This window comes from Paraburkholderia sp. GAS448 (assembly GCF_050435685.1).
Taxonomy (GTDB): Bacteria; Pseudomonadota; Gammaproteobacteria; order Burkholderiales; family Burkholderiaceae; genus Paraburkholderia.
This window is the reverse complement of record NZ_JBNDKT010000031.1, coordinates 50,738-64,217: the sequence shown is the minus strand read 5'-3', so window position 1 is coordinate 64,217 and position 13,480 is coordinate 50,738. Positions and strand designations below refer to the sequence as shown.

14 protein-coding genes are annotated in these 13,480 nt (G+C 63.0%); 12 read left to right on the top strand and 2 right to left on the bottom strand.

Annotation, left to right across the window (positions count from 1 at the left end):
* The first annotated feature begins 78 nt into the window (after window positions 1-78).
* The 8 genes from P3T23_RS36290 (at window position 79) to P3T23_RS36255 (ending at window position 6,069) form a co-directional block, all read left to right on the top strand.
* A complete protein-coding gene (locus P3T23_RS36290; protein WP_429320883.1) occupies window positions 79-558 on the top strand; it encodes a Na+/H+ antiporter subunit E in 480 nt (159 codons plus the stop codon).
* Window positions 551-811, top strand: coding sequence for a monovalent cation/H+ antiporter complex subunit F (locus tag P3T23_RS36285; RefSeq protein ID WP_429320882.1), 261 nt, complete (start codon window positions 551-553; stop codon window positions 809-811). Before P3T23_RS36290 ends, P3T23_RS36285 begins: the two co-directional genes overlap by 8 nt.
* Before the next feature lie 3 nt (window positions 812-814).
* A complete protein-coding gene (locus P3T23_RS36280; RefSeq protein ID WP_133664685.1) occupies window positions 815-1,057 on the top strand; it encodes a hydrogenase subunit MbhD domain-containing protein in 243 nt (80 codons plus the stop codon).
* 3 nt (window positions 1,058-1,060) lie between these two features.
* Window positions 1,061-1,405: a monovalent cation/H(+) antiporter subunit G gene (gene mnhG / locus P3T23_RS36275; protein WP_429320881.1), complete on the top strand. Its 345-nt coding sequence runs from the start codon at window positions 1,061-1,063 to the stop codon at window positions 1,403-1,405.
* Window positions 1,402-2,103, top strand: a complete 702-nt coding sequence (gene mbhE, locus P3T23_RS36270) for a hydrogen gas-evolving membrane-bound hydrogenase subunit E (RefSeq protein ID WP_429320880.1) — start codon at window positions 1,402-1,404, stop codon at window positions 2,101-2,103. The genes mnhG and mbhE overlap by 4 nt, the downstream gene beginning before the upstream one ends.
* A 16-nt stretch (window positions 2,104-2,119) precedes the next feature.
* The gene (locus tag P3T23_RS36265; RefSeq protein ID WP_429320879.1) at window positions 2,120-2,494 is read left to right on the top strand and encodes a sodium:proton antiporter; all 375 of its coding nucleotides are present in this window, start codon (window positions 2,120-2,122) and stop codon (window positions 2,492-2,494) included.
* The gene (locus P3T23_RS36260; RefSeq protein ID WP_429320878.1) at window positions 2,488-5,586 is read left to right on the top strand and encodes a proton-conducting transporter membrane subunit; all 3,099 of its coding nucleotides are present in this window, start codon (window positions 2,488-2,490) and stop codon (window positions 5,584-5,586) included. The genes P3T23_RS36265 and P3T23_RS36260 overlap by 7 nt, the downstream gene beginning before the upstream one ends.
* 87 nt (window positions 5,587-5,673) lie before the next feature.
* Window positions 5,674-6,069, top strand: coding sequence for a carboxymuconolactone decarboxylase family protein (locus P3T23_RS36255; protein WP_429320877.1), 396 nt, complete (start codon window positions 5,674-5,676; stop codon window positions 6,067-6,069).
* A gap of 53 nt (window positions 6,070-6,122) precedes the next feature.
* On the opposite strand, the gene P3T23_RS36250 is transcribed toward P3T23_RS36255, so the two are convergent.
* A complete protein-coding gene (locus P3T23_RS36250) occupies window positions 6,123-7,010 on the bottom strand; it encodes an alpha/beta hydrolase (RefSeq protein WP_429320876.1) in 888 nt (295 codons plus the stop codon).
* A gap of 270 nt (window positions 7,011-7,280) precedes the next feature.
* On the opposite strand from P3T23_RS36250, the gene P3T23_RS36245 reads away from it, so the two are divergent.
* The 4 genes from P3T23_RS36245 to P3T23_RS36230 all read left to right on the top strand — a co-directional run bounded on the left by P3T23_RS36245 (window position 7,281) and on the right by P3T23_RS36230 (window position 11,943).
* Complete coding sequence (locus tag P3T23_RS36245) at window positions 7,281-8,018, top strand: GntR family transcriptional regulator (protein ID WP_429320875.1); 738 nt, start codon at window positions 7,281-7,283, stop codon at window positions 8,016-8,018.
* A 314-nt stretch (window positions 8,019-8,332) separates the two neighbouring features.
* Complete coding sequence (locus tag P3T23_RS36240; RefSeq protein ID WP_429320874.1) at window positions 8,333-9,640, top strand: MFS transporter; 1,308 nt, start codon at window positions 8,333-8,335, stop codon at window positions 9,638-9,640.
* Window positions 9,641-9,841: 201 nt separating this feature from the next.
* Window positions 9,842-10,528 (top strand): heavy metal response regulator transcription factor, encoded by a 687-nt coding sequence (locus P3T23_RS36235; RefSeq protein ID WP_429320873.1) that lies wholly within the window; start codon window positions 9,842-9,844, stop codon window positions 10,526-10,528.
* Window positions 10,528-11,943: a heavy metal sensor histidine kinase gene (locus P3T23_RS36230; RefSeq protein WP_429320872.1), complete on the top strand. Its 1,416-nt coding sequence runs from the start codon at window positions 10,528-10,530 to the stop codon at window positions 11,941-11,943. Before P3T23_RS36235 ends, P3T23_RS36230 begins: the two co-directional genes overlap by 1 nt.
* Before the next feature lie 65 nt (window positions 11,944-12,008).
* On the opposite strand, the gene P3T23_RS36225 is transcribed toward P3T23_RS36230, so the two are convergent.
* Window positions 12,009-13,469, bottom strand: coding sequence for an efflux transporter outer membrane subunit (locus tag P3T23_RS36225; RefSeq protein WP_429320871.1), 1,461 nt, complete (start codon window positions 13,467-13,469; stop codon window positions 12,009-12,011).
* Between the last annotated feature and the right edge of the window lie 11 nt (window positions 13,470-13,480).

The following is a 13,480-nucleotide window of genomic DNA, read 5'->3' as shown; positions in this document are numbered from 1 at the left end:
TGCTAGTGCCCTCTTTAGGAACCTGAAGACGTGGCTTCGAACAGCGAAAAACCGGTCACGTCGTTCGCTCCGCAGGGGATGCTCAGCCTGTGGGTCGTCCTGTTCACGGTCTGGATGATCGCCAACGCGTCGCTGGCGGTGGAACCGGCACTCACCGGCGCTGCGATCACCCTGGTGCTGGCCTACGTATTCGCCTCTTCCAGCGACGCCTGGGGCCGGATTCGCTGGACGCCGCGCGGTCTCTATCATTTGGTCGCCTATGGCGCGACCTTCATCGTCGAGCTGGCGCGCGCCAATCTCAACATGATGCGATACGTCTATGCGCCACGTATCGACATCGCACCGGGCATCGTCAAGGTCCGCACCCGTCTGACATCGCCCATGGGCCGGCTGGCGCTGGCCAATTCGATCGCACTCACGCCGGGCTCGCTTGTGATGGATCTTCAGGGCGACATCCTGTTCATCCACTGGCTGGACGTCAAGACGACCGACATCGATGCCGCAACACAGGCGCTCGTCACGCCTTTCGAAAAGCATCTGGAGAAGGTCTTTGGCTGAAATCATGCTCGAGATCGCCTCCGTACTGATCTTTTTCGCGATTCTGTTCGGTGTCATTCGCCTCGTGCTCGGCAAGACCCTTATCGACCGGGTCGTCGCCATCGATATGCTCACTGTCATTTCGATTTCGCTGATTGCGCTTTACGCCCAGTTTTCTGGTCGTTTCGTCTATATCGACGTGGCTCTGGTCTATGGGCTGCTAAGTTTTCTGGCCGTTCTGGCGATTGCCCGCTTTCTGGAAAAGGGGCTTTAGACCGTGCTGGAACTGCTCGTCCTGCTCATGTGCGCCAGCATTCTCGTCAGCGGAATACTGGCCGTTTGCCTGAAAAATCTCATGGCCGCGATGGTGAGTTCAGGGCTGGCCAGCCTGTTCGCCGCGGTGGCCTTTCTGCTGCTCGCCGCCCCCGACGTGGCGATGGCCGAAGCGTCGATTGGCTCGGGCCTGGCGACCTTCATCTTTCTGTATGCGATCCGCAAAACCGGCTATGAGAAGGGCTGACGCATGACCGAACTGATCGGCAGCGTATTCATCCTGGCGGGGGCCGTTTTCCTGTTTTCCGCGGGGCTTGGCCTGGTGCGCATGCCCGATGCCTATACGCGCATCCAGGCGGGCACCAAGGCTTCGACACTCGGCAACATGCTGGTGCTGATCGGCCTCGCGTTCTATCACCCGGACTGGACATTCCGGCTGATCCTGGTCATCGCTTTTGTGCTGGTGACCAACCCGGTGTCCTCGCATGCGCTGGCGCGCGCGGCCTGGCTCAACCGCACGCCGATGGCGCCGTCCACCGTGACCGACGCGCTCGCCGAAGCGAACGAACGCCGTGCCGGGGAGAGCGAATCGTGATCCGACGCGTGCTGGTCCTGCTGACAGTCTTTCTGTTCGCGCTGATCTTCTGCCGCCTGATCGGTGGCTATAGCGAGCTGCAGGAACTCAGGCCGCTTGCCCTGCACTATGTGATGCAAGGGCCGGCCGAACTCGGCGCGCCGAACATCGTCACGGGCATTCTGATCACTTACCGCGGCTTCGATACGCTCGGCGAGGTGGCCGTGCTGTTCATGGTGGCGGCGAGCGTCGGTGTGCTTCTGAAGAACGAGAGCACTGCAGGCGTCGCCGTTGTCGATGACGACAGCGACCCGCGCCGCGAAGCCGGCGAGATCGTCAGGACTGGAAAGCAGGTTCTGCTGCCGATGATCCTGACCTTCGGCGCCTATGTGATCGTGAACGGCCATCTGTCGGCCGGCGGGGGCTTTCAGGGCGGCGCCATCGTCGCGTCCGGCGGCATGATGATGATGCTGGCCCGGCCAGGCGCCGCGCTCAACGTCGCGCTGCTTGGCGTCATCGAATCGCTGGCCGGCGTGATCTACGTGTGTATCGGCATTTTGGGGCTGGTGCTGGCGGGCGGCTTCCTCGATGCCCGCTTTTTGCCGCGCGGCGAATTCGGCGCGTTTTTCAGCGCTGGCGCGATCCCGCTGATTTCCGCGCTGCTCGGGATCAAGGTCGGCGCGGAACTGAGCGTCATCATCGACCGGTTCAGAAGCTGAGCGAGGAGGGCGGGGCATGACGACAGGCCTACCGGTTTCGACCATTCTGCTGGTCACAGGCTTCAGCCTCTCGTTGATCGGCCTGTGGGGCATGCTGACCCATCGCAACATCCTGCGCATCATCATCGGCTTCGCGGTGATCGACACGGGGCTGCATCTCGTCATGGTCGCGACGGGCTACATCAGGGGCGGCACGGCGCCGATCATCGACGCCGCCATGAGCAAGGCGGACGCCGCGCATCGCGCAATCGATCCGATTCCGTCCGCGCTCGTGGTGACCGCCATCGTGATCGGTCTGTCGGTCACGGCGATCATGCTGTCTTTCGCGATTCGCCTTTATGCGGCTAAGAAGACGCTCTCCATCGACGCGTTCGCGGAGTCGAAATGGTAGCCGGGCTGTTCCATCCGCTCTACATCTTCATTCTTGGACTGGGCGGCGGCTTCGTCATTCCCTTGCTTTACCGGCTCGGCAAGCCGTGGCTCACCGGTGGCTTCTTCGTCGCGCTCGGCGGCATCGTGCTGGTCAGCGGCGTCTCGTTCCTCGGCCTGTTGCAGGGCGGCGAGACCATCGAAGTGCTGACTGCGGGCGCGTTGCCGCCGGTCTCCATCAATCTGCGCTTCGGCCTGTGGGAAGGCCTCTTCACCTTCAGCGTCAATGTGGTGTCGCTGCTCGGCGCGCTGCATCTGTGGGACCGCCTGCGCGGCAATTACGCGGCGTTGCTGCTCTATCTGATCATGGTCATGGGCATCGACGGCATGGTGATGACCCGCGACCTGTTCAACCTCTTCGTGTTTCTCGAAATCGTATCGATTGCCACCTATGGGCTTTTCGGCCTGGAGCGCGCGCCGGCCGCGCTGGCCGCCGCGTTCAAATACATCGTCGCGACGGTGATCGCTTCGACCTTCCTCCTGCTTGGCGCGGTGCTGCTCTATTACGTCACCGGCACGCTGAACATCGATGACCTGATTGCCGTCCGTACCCAGATCACCGACCCGATCGGCGAGACGGCGCTCCTTCTCGTGCTCGGCTGCCTCGTGATCGAACTCAAGCCGTTTCCGGCGAACGGATGGGGGCTCGACGTCTACGAAACCGCGCCGAGCGGCGTTGCCTCGATGGTGTCGGTCGGCGTTTCCGCAGGCGTATTCTTCGCGCTCTTCAAGCTCCTGCCGCTCTTCGACGGAGATCTCGGCATCATCGCCGTGTCCGGCGGGATCACCTTCCTGTTTTCCAATCTGCTCGCCCTCAAGCAGACCGAACCGCAGCGGGTGCTCGGCTATTCATCGATCGGCCAGATGGGGCTTCTCATGCTGGCGCTCGCCCTGCTGCGGCAGGTCGGGGCGGATGCGTCGGTCCCCCTCGTGGTCGGTGGCCTGTTCGTCAACCATCTTCTCGCGAAAGCGGGCCTCTTCTGGCTTGTCGGCGTGCTCAAACGGCACGGCGCCGATGCGCGCGCCATCCTGTCGCGCAGCCCGCTTCTGATCGGCCTGCTCGGGCTGTTCATGGTGGCCATTGCCGGCCTGCCGCCCTTTCCCGGCTTCTGGGCGAAATGGGAACTGGTGATCCAGCTGACCCGTGCCGGCAAGCCGTACTGGATCGGGCTGATCCTGACCGGCTCGCTTCTCGAAGCCGCCTACATGTTCCACTGGTTCGTGCGCGCGCTGCGTCCCTCCGAGGACGCGGTCAAGGCGGGACCGGGTCTGGTTGCGCTGTTGCCGCTGTTCGGCGTGGCCATCCTTCTGATCGCCGCCGGCTATGTCGCCGCGTCAGTCTCGGGCACGGGATCGATATGGATCTTCTCGCCGCTCATCGCGGGCGCCCTGTTCTACACGGCGGATCGCCTGCCCGGCCGGGTGAAGGGCGTCGCCATGCTGATCGTCGTCGCGCTGGTGGGCTCGAGGCTCGCCGAAAGCACGAGCGGCATCGCCGGGCTCGTCGCGTGGCTGCTGCTGACCGGCAGCTTCGTCATCGCGTCGGCGAGCCTCTACCGCAGCGATGTGCGCCCGGGCTTCTATCCCATGCTGGTGGTCCTGCTGCTTTCGATCCCGGCGCTGCTGCGCTCCACGACCACGCTCGAATTCTTCTATAGCTGGGAGATCGTGACGCTGTCGTCCTGCTTCCTGATCGCGAAATGCCGCAGTGCCGGCGCGCATGTGCTGACTTTCCTGCTGTTTTCGCTATTGTCGGCTTTCTTCCTGCTGGCCGGCTTCGCCGCCGTTGCCGCGATCGACGGCAGCATCGAGCTGGCCGGGCTTGTCAGGTCGGGCCCTGACGCGAGCCGGGCGTTCGTCCTGCTGGCGGCCGGCTTTCTGATCAAGGCGGGCGCTATCGGCGTGCATGTCTGGCTGCCCGCCGCCTATACGGAAGCGGAGGACGACGTGACCGCCATGCTGTCGGCCGTTGTCAGCAAGGTAGCGATTTTCGGCCTGCTGATCGGCACCTATCTGACGATACGCACGGAGGTCGGTCTCGAGCTTGCACATGTCATGGCGTGGATCGGTGCGCTGACGACCCTGGCGGGTGCGTTCATGGCGCTGCGGCAGAATGACTTCAAGCGCATGCTGGCTTATTCGAGCATGAGCCAGCTCGGCTATATCGTCACCGCGATCGCGCTGATGAGTCATCTTGGCTGGGTTACGGCGCTCTATCTGGTCGCTAACCACATGATGGTGAAAGGCATCCTGTTCCTCGCGCTGGCGGGTGTCACATTGCGCACGGGCACGCACGGCGCTGCCGGGGCGGGTGGGCTTGCCCGCGCGATGCCATTCACTTTTGCGATGGTGCTCGTCGCCATCATCTCGATGTCCGGCTTGCCTCCGCTCATGGGTTTTGGCGGGAAATGGCTGCTGCTCGTCGCCTTGTCGGGCAAGGGGTGGTACGCGCTGACCATATGCGGGCTGGTTGCCACGTTCGCCGGTTTCCTCTACATGTTCCGCTTCATCAGCGGTCTGTTCTTCGGAGCGCGCCCGGCGGGACAGACGGAGATCCACGAAGCGCCTGTGCTGTTGCTGGTGCCGCAATTCGTTCTGGTCGCCGGAATTTTCCTCCTGTCGTTCTTCCCGAAGGTGCTGATCGAACCGGTGTCGGCGGCGATCGACCCGCAATTTGCGTCGACGCTGGTCTGGCAAGGCATGTCGCTGGAGAGCATCTATGGTTTCTGGAACCCGACGCCCGTCGTGATCGTGGTCCTGGCGGTGACCGCCGTCCTGTTCGCATTTTTCCTGCTGCTTTATCGCAGCCGGCGTCGCGATGCGGGAAGTGTCTCCGGCTTCTTCAGGTTCTACCGGCCGGTGCTGGCCCGCACGGTCCCGCCAGTCGCGACAATGTTCTGGCGCGGTGTTTCAAGCGGTGCGCTCGCTGCCGCGGGGACCGTTCGCAAGGTCTACACCGGCAACGGCCAGACCTACGCGCTCTATGTGCTCGGCTATTTCCTTGTGATTTATGTCGCAAGCACGGGGTTCGGCGGACTTTGGCCCGCAGGATGACACTGTGTCGAACGTGCGGCGGCTCACCGACACCGTCTGCACTATCGCGTCGAAGGGTTTCGGCAACTGACAGCAGGAGAACTCAACATGAGCGAACATGACCGCGATGCCGGCAAGGCACGGCGCACGGAAGTGATGGGTGCGCCATTCGTCGAGCGCGCGATGAGCGATCTGGACGGGTTTTCACGCCCGCTTCAGGACTGGCTCAACGAGCATGCGTGGGGCAGCACCTGGTTGCGCGAGGGGCTCGACCTCAAAACGCGCAGCCTGTGCACCTGCGCGATGCTTGCCGCGCTCGGCAGAGGGACGGAATTGCGTGGGCATGTGCGAGGTGCGTTGAACAACGGCGCAACCATCGTGGAGATCCGCGAGGTTTTGCTGCATGGCGCGGTGTATGCCGGCGCGCCTGCCGCCATCGAAGCGTTCCGGAATGCCCGGGAAGTATTCAACGAACTCGGGCTTCGGGTTCCCGACGAAGCGTAGCGGTAGCGGGTTGCGTCAGATTACCCGTGCGCCGTCGATCAGCGAGCGACGCATCAACCGGCCGTCGTCAGGGCGGCGATGCGCCTCGTCATGTCCGGGTGGTGGTTGAATGCAAAGCCCTTGTGCTGGAATGAAGTCGCGAAGAAGAGCACCTGATACTGGATCGCATTGGCCCAGTACTGCCACGTGTGGCCGCCGGGACGTTCCGCGTAATCATGCGGCACGCCCAGTTCGACGAGCCGTTCGTGCAGCGTGCGATTCGATTGGACGAGCGAGTCGTTGACACCGCAATCGATCGTCAGATCGATATGGGCGTTTTCAAAGCTTTGGGCGTTTTCGACTATGGCCTTGCTGTTCCAGAAAGCAGCGTGCCGGGCCGGGGTGCCGAACACGCGGTTGATACCGGGTTCGTCTTCGCATCCACGCGGATCGACCGCGCCGCTGATGCTCCCCACTGCGCCGAATGTATCCGGCCGGTCGAGAGCAATGCTTAACGCGCCGAAGCCGCCCATGCTCAAGCCCGTGATCGCGCGTGCCTGCCTGGCGGCAATCGTGCGGAAATGCGCGTCGATATACCCAACGACTTCCACACCCACGAACGTTTCGTAGCGGCTGCGCGGATCAACGGGGCTGTCGATGTACCAGCTCTCATGACCGCCGTCAGGCATCACGAGGATCACGTGATAGCGGTCTGCCAGCTTGCCGATCTGCGTATTCGCGGTCCAGTCGGTGTGGTCTCCGCCTGAGCCGTGCAGCACATAGACAACCGGGAACCGGTCGGTCTCGTCGCCTCGCGCGTATTCATCGGGCAACACCACGGTCGCGTCGAAAGACTTATGCATCGCAGCGCTGGGAATCGCGACGACCCTGGACTGAAACGCCCAGGCAGGGTTCGTGAAAAGCAGCACCACAATGAGCCAGAATGCACGCGCTGTGTTCATGGGTTGTCGCTCTTGTCCTTTCTGCCTGTCCGCAGGGAGCCCGTCCGGCATCCGGAGGCAAAGGCTTTCGAGGACTGTAGCAACGGCGACTTACAGCCAAATTTCAGCGAAGCATACGGGAAACATACGGTGTCGCTGTGAATCCCGGTACAGGTCGGCGACCGCCGAATGCGTCATGGACGCAGAACAGGGAATGTCAGCAGGATTCCCCGTGTCGGGCCACATGCGGTAAAGTGAACATTCCTCTGAACAACTATATGAATCATCGATATGCAATCGTTCCCGGACAGGCCAGACGGTCGATTGCCCCGCTACCAGCAATTGCGCGATGACCTGGCGCGTCGTATTGCGGAGGGCGAGTGGGCGCCTGAAAAAGCGATCGCCACCGAGGCAGAACTCAGTGAGTTCTATAACGTGTCGACAGGAACCCTTCGAAAAGCCATCGATTTGCTGGTGGCCGACGGGGTGCTGACGCGCACTCAGGGCAGGGGAACGTTTATCCGCCGGCCGCGCTTCGATTCGTCGTTGTTCCGTTTCTTCCGCTTCGAGTCGCTGGACGGCAAGCCGGTCCGGCCGACGGCGAAGGTGCTCAGACGCGAGCTCGTCAAACCGAACGAGACGATTCGCTCGAAGTTGCAGATGAAGGCCAGCGAGAAGGCGATTCACCTGTCCCGAGTCCGGCTGATCGACGGTGAACCGGTTTTGTCGGAAGAAATATGGCTGCCTCGCGGCCGCTTTGACGCGCTGGCGACCTTACCGCTAGGTGACTTCGAACACTTGTTGTATCCGCTTTACGAGCGCCTGTGCCGGCAAATCGTGGCGTCGGCCACTGAGATTCTGAATGTCGAACAGGCGACTGAGAAGGATGCGGCGCTGTTGCGCATCGATATCGGTAGCCCGGTAATCCTTGTGCAGCGCGTGGCCGTCGATTTCGCGGGAATGCCCATCGAATGGCGCAGCACGCGAGGTTCCGCCACCGCGTTCCAGTATCAGGTCGAAATTCGCTGACGGCGCCCCGTCCGGTGCCGTCGCCGACACCGGCTACCCGATCGGCATCCGGCGCGCGACCTGCGCGCGGTTGCCCTGTGAACCGCCTTGCGCGCCAACCATCTGCACTCTCCCGATCTGAACCGCCTCGCGTTCGGTACGTCTTTCACCCAACGCATGCCCGCATTTTGGGTCCGGGTTATACCCCATGGCATTTCACCTCTAAACATATAATCATATATATGAATACATCAATTTAATTGCCTGCCCGCGCTCACTGGCGTTTTAACGAAACGACGGGTCGAACGGCAGCCGGCAGCGACTCTGGAGCAAAGATGTCTACGTCCGTCACACCTGAGCAGCAGGTCATGAAGAAAGTGGCATGGCGGCTGATGCCCCTGTTGATCGTCATGTTCCTCATCTCTTTCATCGACCGCCAGAATGTCGGCTTCGCGAAACTGGAGATGGTGCATGCGCTCGGTATGACCGAGGCGGCGTATGGCCTTGGAGCATCGCTTTTCTTCATTGGCTACCTGCTGTTCGAAGTGCCCAGCACGCTTGCGCTGCATCGTTTCGGCGCCCGCACGTGGCTCGCCCGCATCATGATTACGTGGGGCATCGTGACGGTGCTGATGGCGTTCACAAGGTCGCTGCCGGTTTTCTATTCTTTCCGCTTTGCACTTGGTGTGGCCGAAGCGGGGTTTTATCCCGGCGTTATCTACTACCTGACACAGTGGTTTCCGCAAAGCTATCGGACGCGCGTGCTCGGCTTCTTTACGCTGGGCAGTTCGCTCGCGAACATGCTTGGCTCGCTGGTAGGCGGGCTCCTGCTTTCGCTGGGCGGGACACTGGGGCTGGCGGGGTGGCAATGGGTCTTCATTGCCACTGGCATTCCGGCAATTCTGATCGCGTTCGTCGCACTCAAGTATCTGCCAGACTCGGTCAGGGCGGCGGCGTTCCTCTCGCCGGACGAAAAACATCTCGTGCTGGCAGCGCTCGGGCGCGAGGCTTCCGTTCAGGCGAAAGCGTCCCGGCCGTGGGCTGCGCTGGTCGATCCGAAAGTACTTCTGTTTGCAGCGACCTACATGCTGATGTCGACGTCGCTATACGGTGTCACCTACTGGATGCCTACGCTGGTCAAGAGTTACGGTGTTTCGTCGAGCGTCAACGGCTTGCTCAACATGATTCCGTGGGCACTTGCGACGCTGCTTCTGCTCTGGCTTCCCGGCAAGCTCAAGCGCGAGCGGGTGGTGTTGAGGGCGATGACTGTGGTCGCAGGCATTGGCGTCGTGTGCTTTGCCTCGAGCCTCGTGCTGCCGACGATTTCGCTGCGCTTCATCGCGCTATGTCTGGGCGGGGCCTGTATCCCGCTACTGTATCCGTGCTTCTGGTCGCTTCCGCCGCGCTTTTTCTCCGGCGCCCGAGCCGCGGCGAGTGTCGCCGCCATCAACTCGATCGGCAACCTCGGCGGGTTCTTTGGGCAGAACCTGATGCCCTATGTCGGTAAAGCGGCCAACAGCCATGTCGCGCCGATGCTTGTGCCGACCGCATGCCTGTTAGTTCTTGCAATCGGGACCGCGGTTGCGTGGTCGGTCGGGGCACGTCGCCGGGCGACGCTTGCGTCTGCAACGCTGTCGCCTTGAGATGGCAGGGCAACGACGCCTGAACTTGCATGTCTTCGCGCGTGGGCTTTTCATGCACATCGCGTTCGGCCAGTTCGCATGTCAGCTCCGTCAGTTTCCAATTCGCACACCCCGCGCATAGGGCCCGCTCGCGGTAGCGCATCCGGCGCGCGTTGCGCTTAGAATCAGGCAACGGTCAACACACCCTGCCGGGGTATCCACATGCGAATTCTGGTAATCGAAGACGAGCCGAAGACAGCGGCTTACCTGAAAAAGGGGCTGGAGGAATCCGGTTATCTCGTCGACGTGGCGAATGACGGCGCCGAAGGGCTCATCCTCGCGCAGGAAGAGAACTACGACGTCATCGTCCTCGACGTGATGCTGCCGACGATGGACGGCTGGGCCGTGGTGAAGAAGTTGCGTGCCACCCGCACGACGCCCGTGCTGTTCCTGACCGCGCGCGACGACGTCAGCGACCGGGTGCACGGTCTCGAACTGGGCGGCGACGACTACCTTGTGAAGCCTTTCGCGTTCGTCGAGTTGCTGGCGCGGGTGCGCACGCTCGCGCGTCGCGGGCCGCCGCGCGAAAGCGAACTGCTCAAGGCCGGTGACCTCGAAATCGACGTCAACCGGCGACGTGTGCGCCGTGGCGCCACGCGCATCGACCTCACGCCGCGCGAATTCGCTTTGTTGCAACTGCTCGTGCGCCGTCAGGGCGAAGTGCTGAGCCGGACGCAAATCGCGTCCTATGTGTGGGACATGAATTTCGACAGCGATACGAACGTGGTCGAGGTGGCGATCCGCCGGTTGCGGGCAAAAATCGACGACGACTATCCGGTCAAGCTGATCCAGACGGTACGCGGTGTCGGCTATGTGATCGAGGCGGCCGCCGACAAAGAGGCGGACTGATGGCCGGCCGCTCACTGACCGCCACACTCGCACTTGCTTTCGCCGGAACCACGCTGGCTGTTTTCGCAGTCGTTGGCAGCGTCGTGTATTTTGCGCTGGATCGCCAGGTCAAAAAGCAGGACGACCTCGACATCGTCCTGATCGCGCGCCATACGCGGCGTCTCGCCGAAGAGCTCGATACGCTGGCCGACCTGCGCAGCCACGTCGACCGCCTCACGAGCCAGGTGCTGGGTAATGGGGCGCTTGCGATGGAGGTGCGCGACCCGGCGCAGAACGTTCTCGTCCAGCACAACACGGAGAGCGTGGTCGACCCGGGCACTCCGGCACCGGCACTTTTGCGAAGACTCGGCGCATCGCAACGGATTACCGAAGACGCGATTTCCGAGTGGCACACGGCTCGCGGTGTTCCGGTACGCGGTCTCGCGGCCGATGCCGTCCTGCGCGACGGTACGATGGTCACGATGATCATCGAACGCAACATGACAGACCGCTGGCTGCTGCTCGATCGCTACCGCGAGCGCCTGTACGTCGTGGGTATCTGCGGCATGCTGCTCGCCTTTCTGATGAGCTGGATGCTGGTGCGGGAGTCGCTGCGGCCGCTGCGGGAAATCGCGCGAAGTGCCGCGACGGTCACCGTCGACCGGCTGAGCACCCATATCGAAGTCGACAACGTCCCCAGCGAACTGGCAGCGCTCGTCGCATCGCTCAACGCGATGCTGGACCGGCTGCATGGCGGATTTCAGCGCCTCTCGCAGTACACGGCCGATCTCGCGCATGACATGCGTACCCCGCTCGGCAATCTGCGGGGCTCGACGGAAGTGGCGCTCGCGCGGCCGCGTTCGAATGAAGAATACCAGGCCCTGCTCGAGTCGAACCTCGAGGAATGCGAGCGGATCTCGCGCATGATCGAGAGCGTGCTCTTTCTCGCGCGCGCGGAACATCCGCAGTTCGTCACCACGCTGCGCGATCTGGATGCGGCTCACGAACTCGCGCGGATTGCCGAATACTTCGAAGGCGTTGCCGAAGAAGCCGGTGTCCGTTTGCACGTAACCGGCGGCGGACGTCTGCGGGCCGACGCGGAACTGTTCCGGCGCGCCATCGGCAACCTGCTCGCCAATGCACTGCGCTATACGCCGCGCGGCGGCGACATCACGCTGGAAGCCGCGGAAACGCCGGACAAGGTACGTGTCACCGTTTCCAATCAGGGCAAGCCGATCGATCCTTCCCTGCTCGAACGCATTTTCGACCGCTTTTACCGCATCGATCCCTCACGCAGGAGCGACCCGAAATCGGCGGGTTCGACCGGACTCGGACTCGCGATCGTGCGCACCATCATGGATCTGCATGGCGGCACGGCGCATGCCGAAAGCGACGCGACCAGCACGCGCTTCATCCTGACGTTCGCGCGCGCGTAAGCTGCGCGGTCCCGGCAGCGCATGCCAGCCCCTTTGCAATCGGGCGCCAGGATATTTCCCGCCCTTCATCCTGAAGCCTGCGCCGAATCGAGCGACGCGCTGTTCCAGCCGCCGCCCAACGCCTTCAGCAACAACACGCTCGCATCGACGCGACGGGCCTGGATCTGGTCGGCGGTACGCTCGTTGGTGAGTGCGATCGTCTGGGCGGTCACCACGTCGAGGTAGTTGACCGCGCCGGCCTGGTAGCGGTTCGTCGTCAGCTTCAGCGAAAGCTCCGCCGCCGATGTCGCGCGTTGTTGGCTGTCGGCTTCGCCAGCGAGCGTATGCAGCGCGGACAGGTTGTCTTCCACCTGCTGGAAGGCGACCAGCACAGTCTGACGATAGTCGGCGACGGCGCCGTCATACTGGGCCGTCGCGCCCTTGAGTGTCGCGTCGCGGCGGCCGCCATCGAAGAGCGTTCCCGCGAGCTGGGCGCCGATGGACCAGAAGAGGCTCGGTGCAGTCAGCCAGGGCGCGAAGAAGGTGCTTTCGAGCCCGGCGGTTGCAGACAGGGTGAGATCCGGATAGAACGCTGCACGCGCTTCGCCGATCTGCGCATTGGCCGCGGCGACGCGTCGTTCGGCCGCGGCGATGTCGGGACGTCGTTCGAGCAGTTGCGAAGGCAGGCCAGCCGGAATCGACGGCACGCCGACCGGGTCCAGCTTCGCGGGCAAGGTGAACGACGAGGCCGGCACGCCGACGAGCGTCGCTATCGCATGCTGCAGTTGAGCGCGTTGCACGTCGATGTCGGTGTCCTGCGTACGCGTGCTCTCCAGCTGCGTTTCAGCCTGCGCGACGGCGGAGGCGTCGATTGCGCCGTCCTTCATCTGCTGCTTCAGGATGTCGAGCGCCGCGGTGTAGGCGGTGACCGTGTCGTCGAGCAGTTTTTTCTGGATGTCGAGCGAGCGTAGGTCGAAGTAGTCGATCGCGAGATCGCTCGCCATCGACAGACGTACCGATTGCAGATCCGCTTCGCTCGCCTGCGCGTTGTCGCGTGCGTTCAACGTGGCATTGCTGACGCGGCCGAACAGGTCCGGTTCCCAGCTTGCAGCAATGCCCGCAGAGTAGTCGGGCACGGTCTGACCGGCCAGCGAATGTCCCAGCACATTCTGCGACAGGCGCGTGCGCGATTGCGCCGCGCCGGCGGTCACCGTCGGGAAGAAGCCCGCGCGCTGGTAGTTGACCATCGCGCGTGCTTCCTGCAATTGCGCAACCGCTTTCTTCACGGTCTGGTTCGATACGTCGATGCGGGCTTCGAGGCCGTTCAGGTCCGGATCGTTGAACAGGGTCCACCACGGCCCGCGCGACAATCCATCGGCGGGCGCCGCGACCGCCCATCCGGGCGCGGCCTGCGGCGCGCCGGCAAAGTGGTCGGGGACGGCGACATCGGGCTTCGTGTAGGGCGGAAGCGTCGAGCAGGCGGTCAGCACGCAGGCGACGGCGATCGCGGCAGTCTTGCGGATAAAGGGAATGGGCAGCGTAAGCATGGTCGGCCTCT

Excerpts from the sequence above, each read along its gene's own strand:
- P3T23_RS36290 (WP_429320883.1), top strand. The coding sequence starts at position 79 with ATGCTCAGCCTGTGGGTCGTCCTGTTCACGGTCTGGATGATCGCCAAC.
- mnhG (WP_429320881.1), top strand. The coding sequence starts at position 1,061 with ATGACCGAACTGATCGGCAGCGTATTCATCCTGGCGGGGGCCGTTTTC.
- P3T23_RS36265 (WP_429320879.1), top strand. The coding sequence starts at position 2,120 with ATGACGACAGGCCTACCGGTTTCGACCATTCTGCTGGTCACAGGCTTC.
- P3T23_RS36260 (WP_429320878.1), top strand. The coding sequence starts at position 2,488 with ATGGTAGCCGGGCTGTTCCATCCGCTCTACATCTTCATTCTTGGACTG.
- P3T23_RS36255 (WP_429320877.1), top strand. The coding sequence starts at position 5,674 with ATGAGCGAACATGACCGCGATGCCGGCAAGGCACGGCGCACGGAAGTG.
- P3T23_RS36250 (WP_429320876.1), bottom strand. The coding sequence starts at position 7,010 with ATGAACACAGCGCGTGCATTCTGGCTCATTGTGGTGCTGCTTTTCACG.
- P3T23_RS36245 (WP_429320875.1), top strand. The coding sequence starts at position 7,281 with ATGCAATCGTTCCCGGACAGGCCAGACGGTCGATTGCCCCGCTACCAG.
- P3T23_RS36240 (WP_429320874.1), top strand. The coding sequence starts at position 8,333 with ATGTCTACGTCCGTCACACCTGAGCAGCAGGTCATGAAGAAAGTGGCA.
- P3T23_RS36235 (WP_429320873.1), top strand. The coding sequence starts at position 9,842 with ATGCGAATTCTGGTAATCGAAGACGAGCCGAAGACAGCGGCTTACCTG.
- P3T23_RS36230 (WP_429320872.1), top strand. The coding sequence starts at position 10,528 with ATGGCCGGCCGCTCACTGACCGCCACACTCGCACTTGCTTTCGCCGGA.
- P3T23_RS36225 (WP_429320871.1), bottom strand. The coding sequence starts at position 13,469 with ATGCTTACGCTGCCCATTCCCTTTATCCGCAAGACTGCCGCGATCGCC.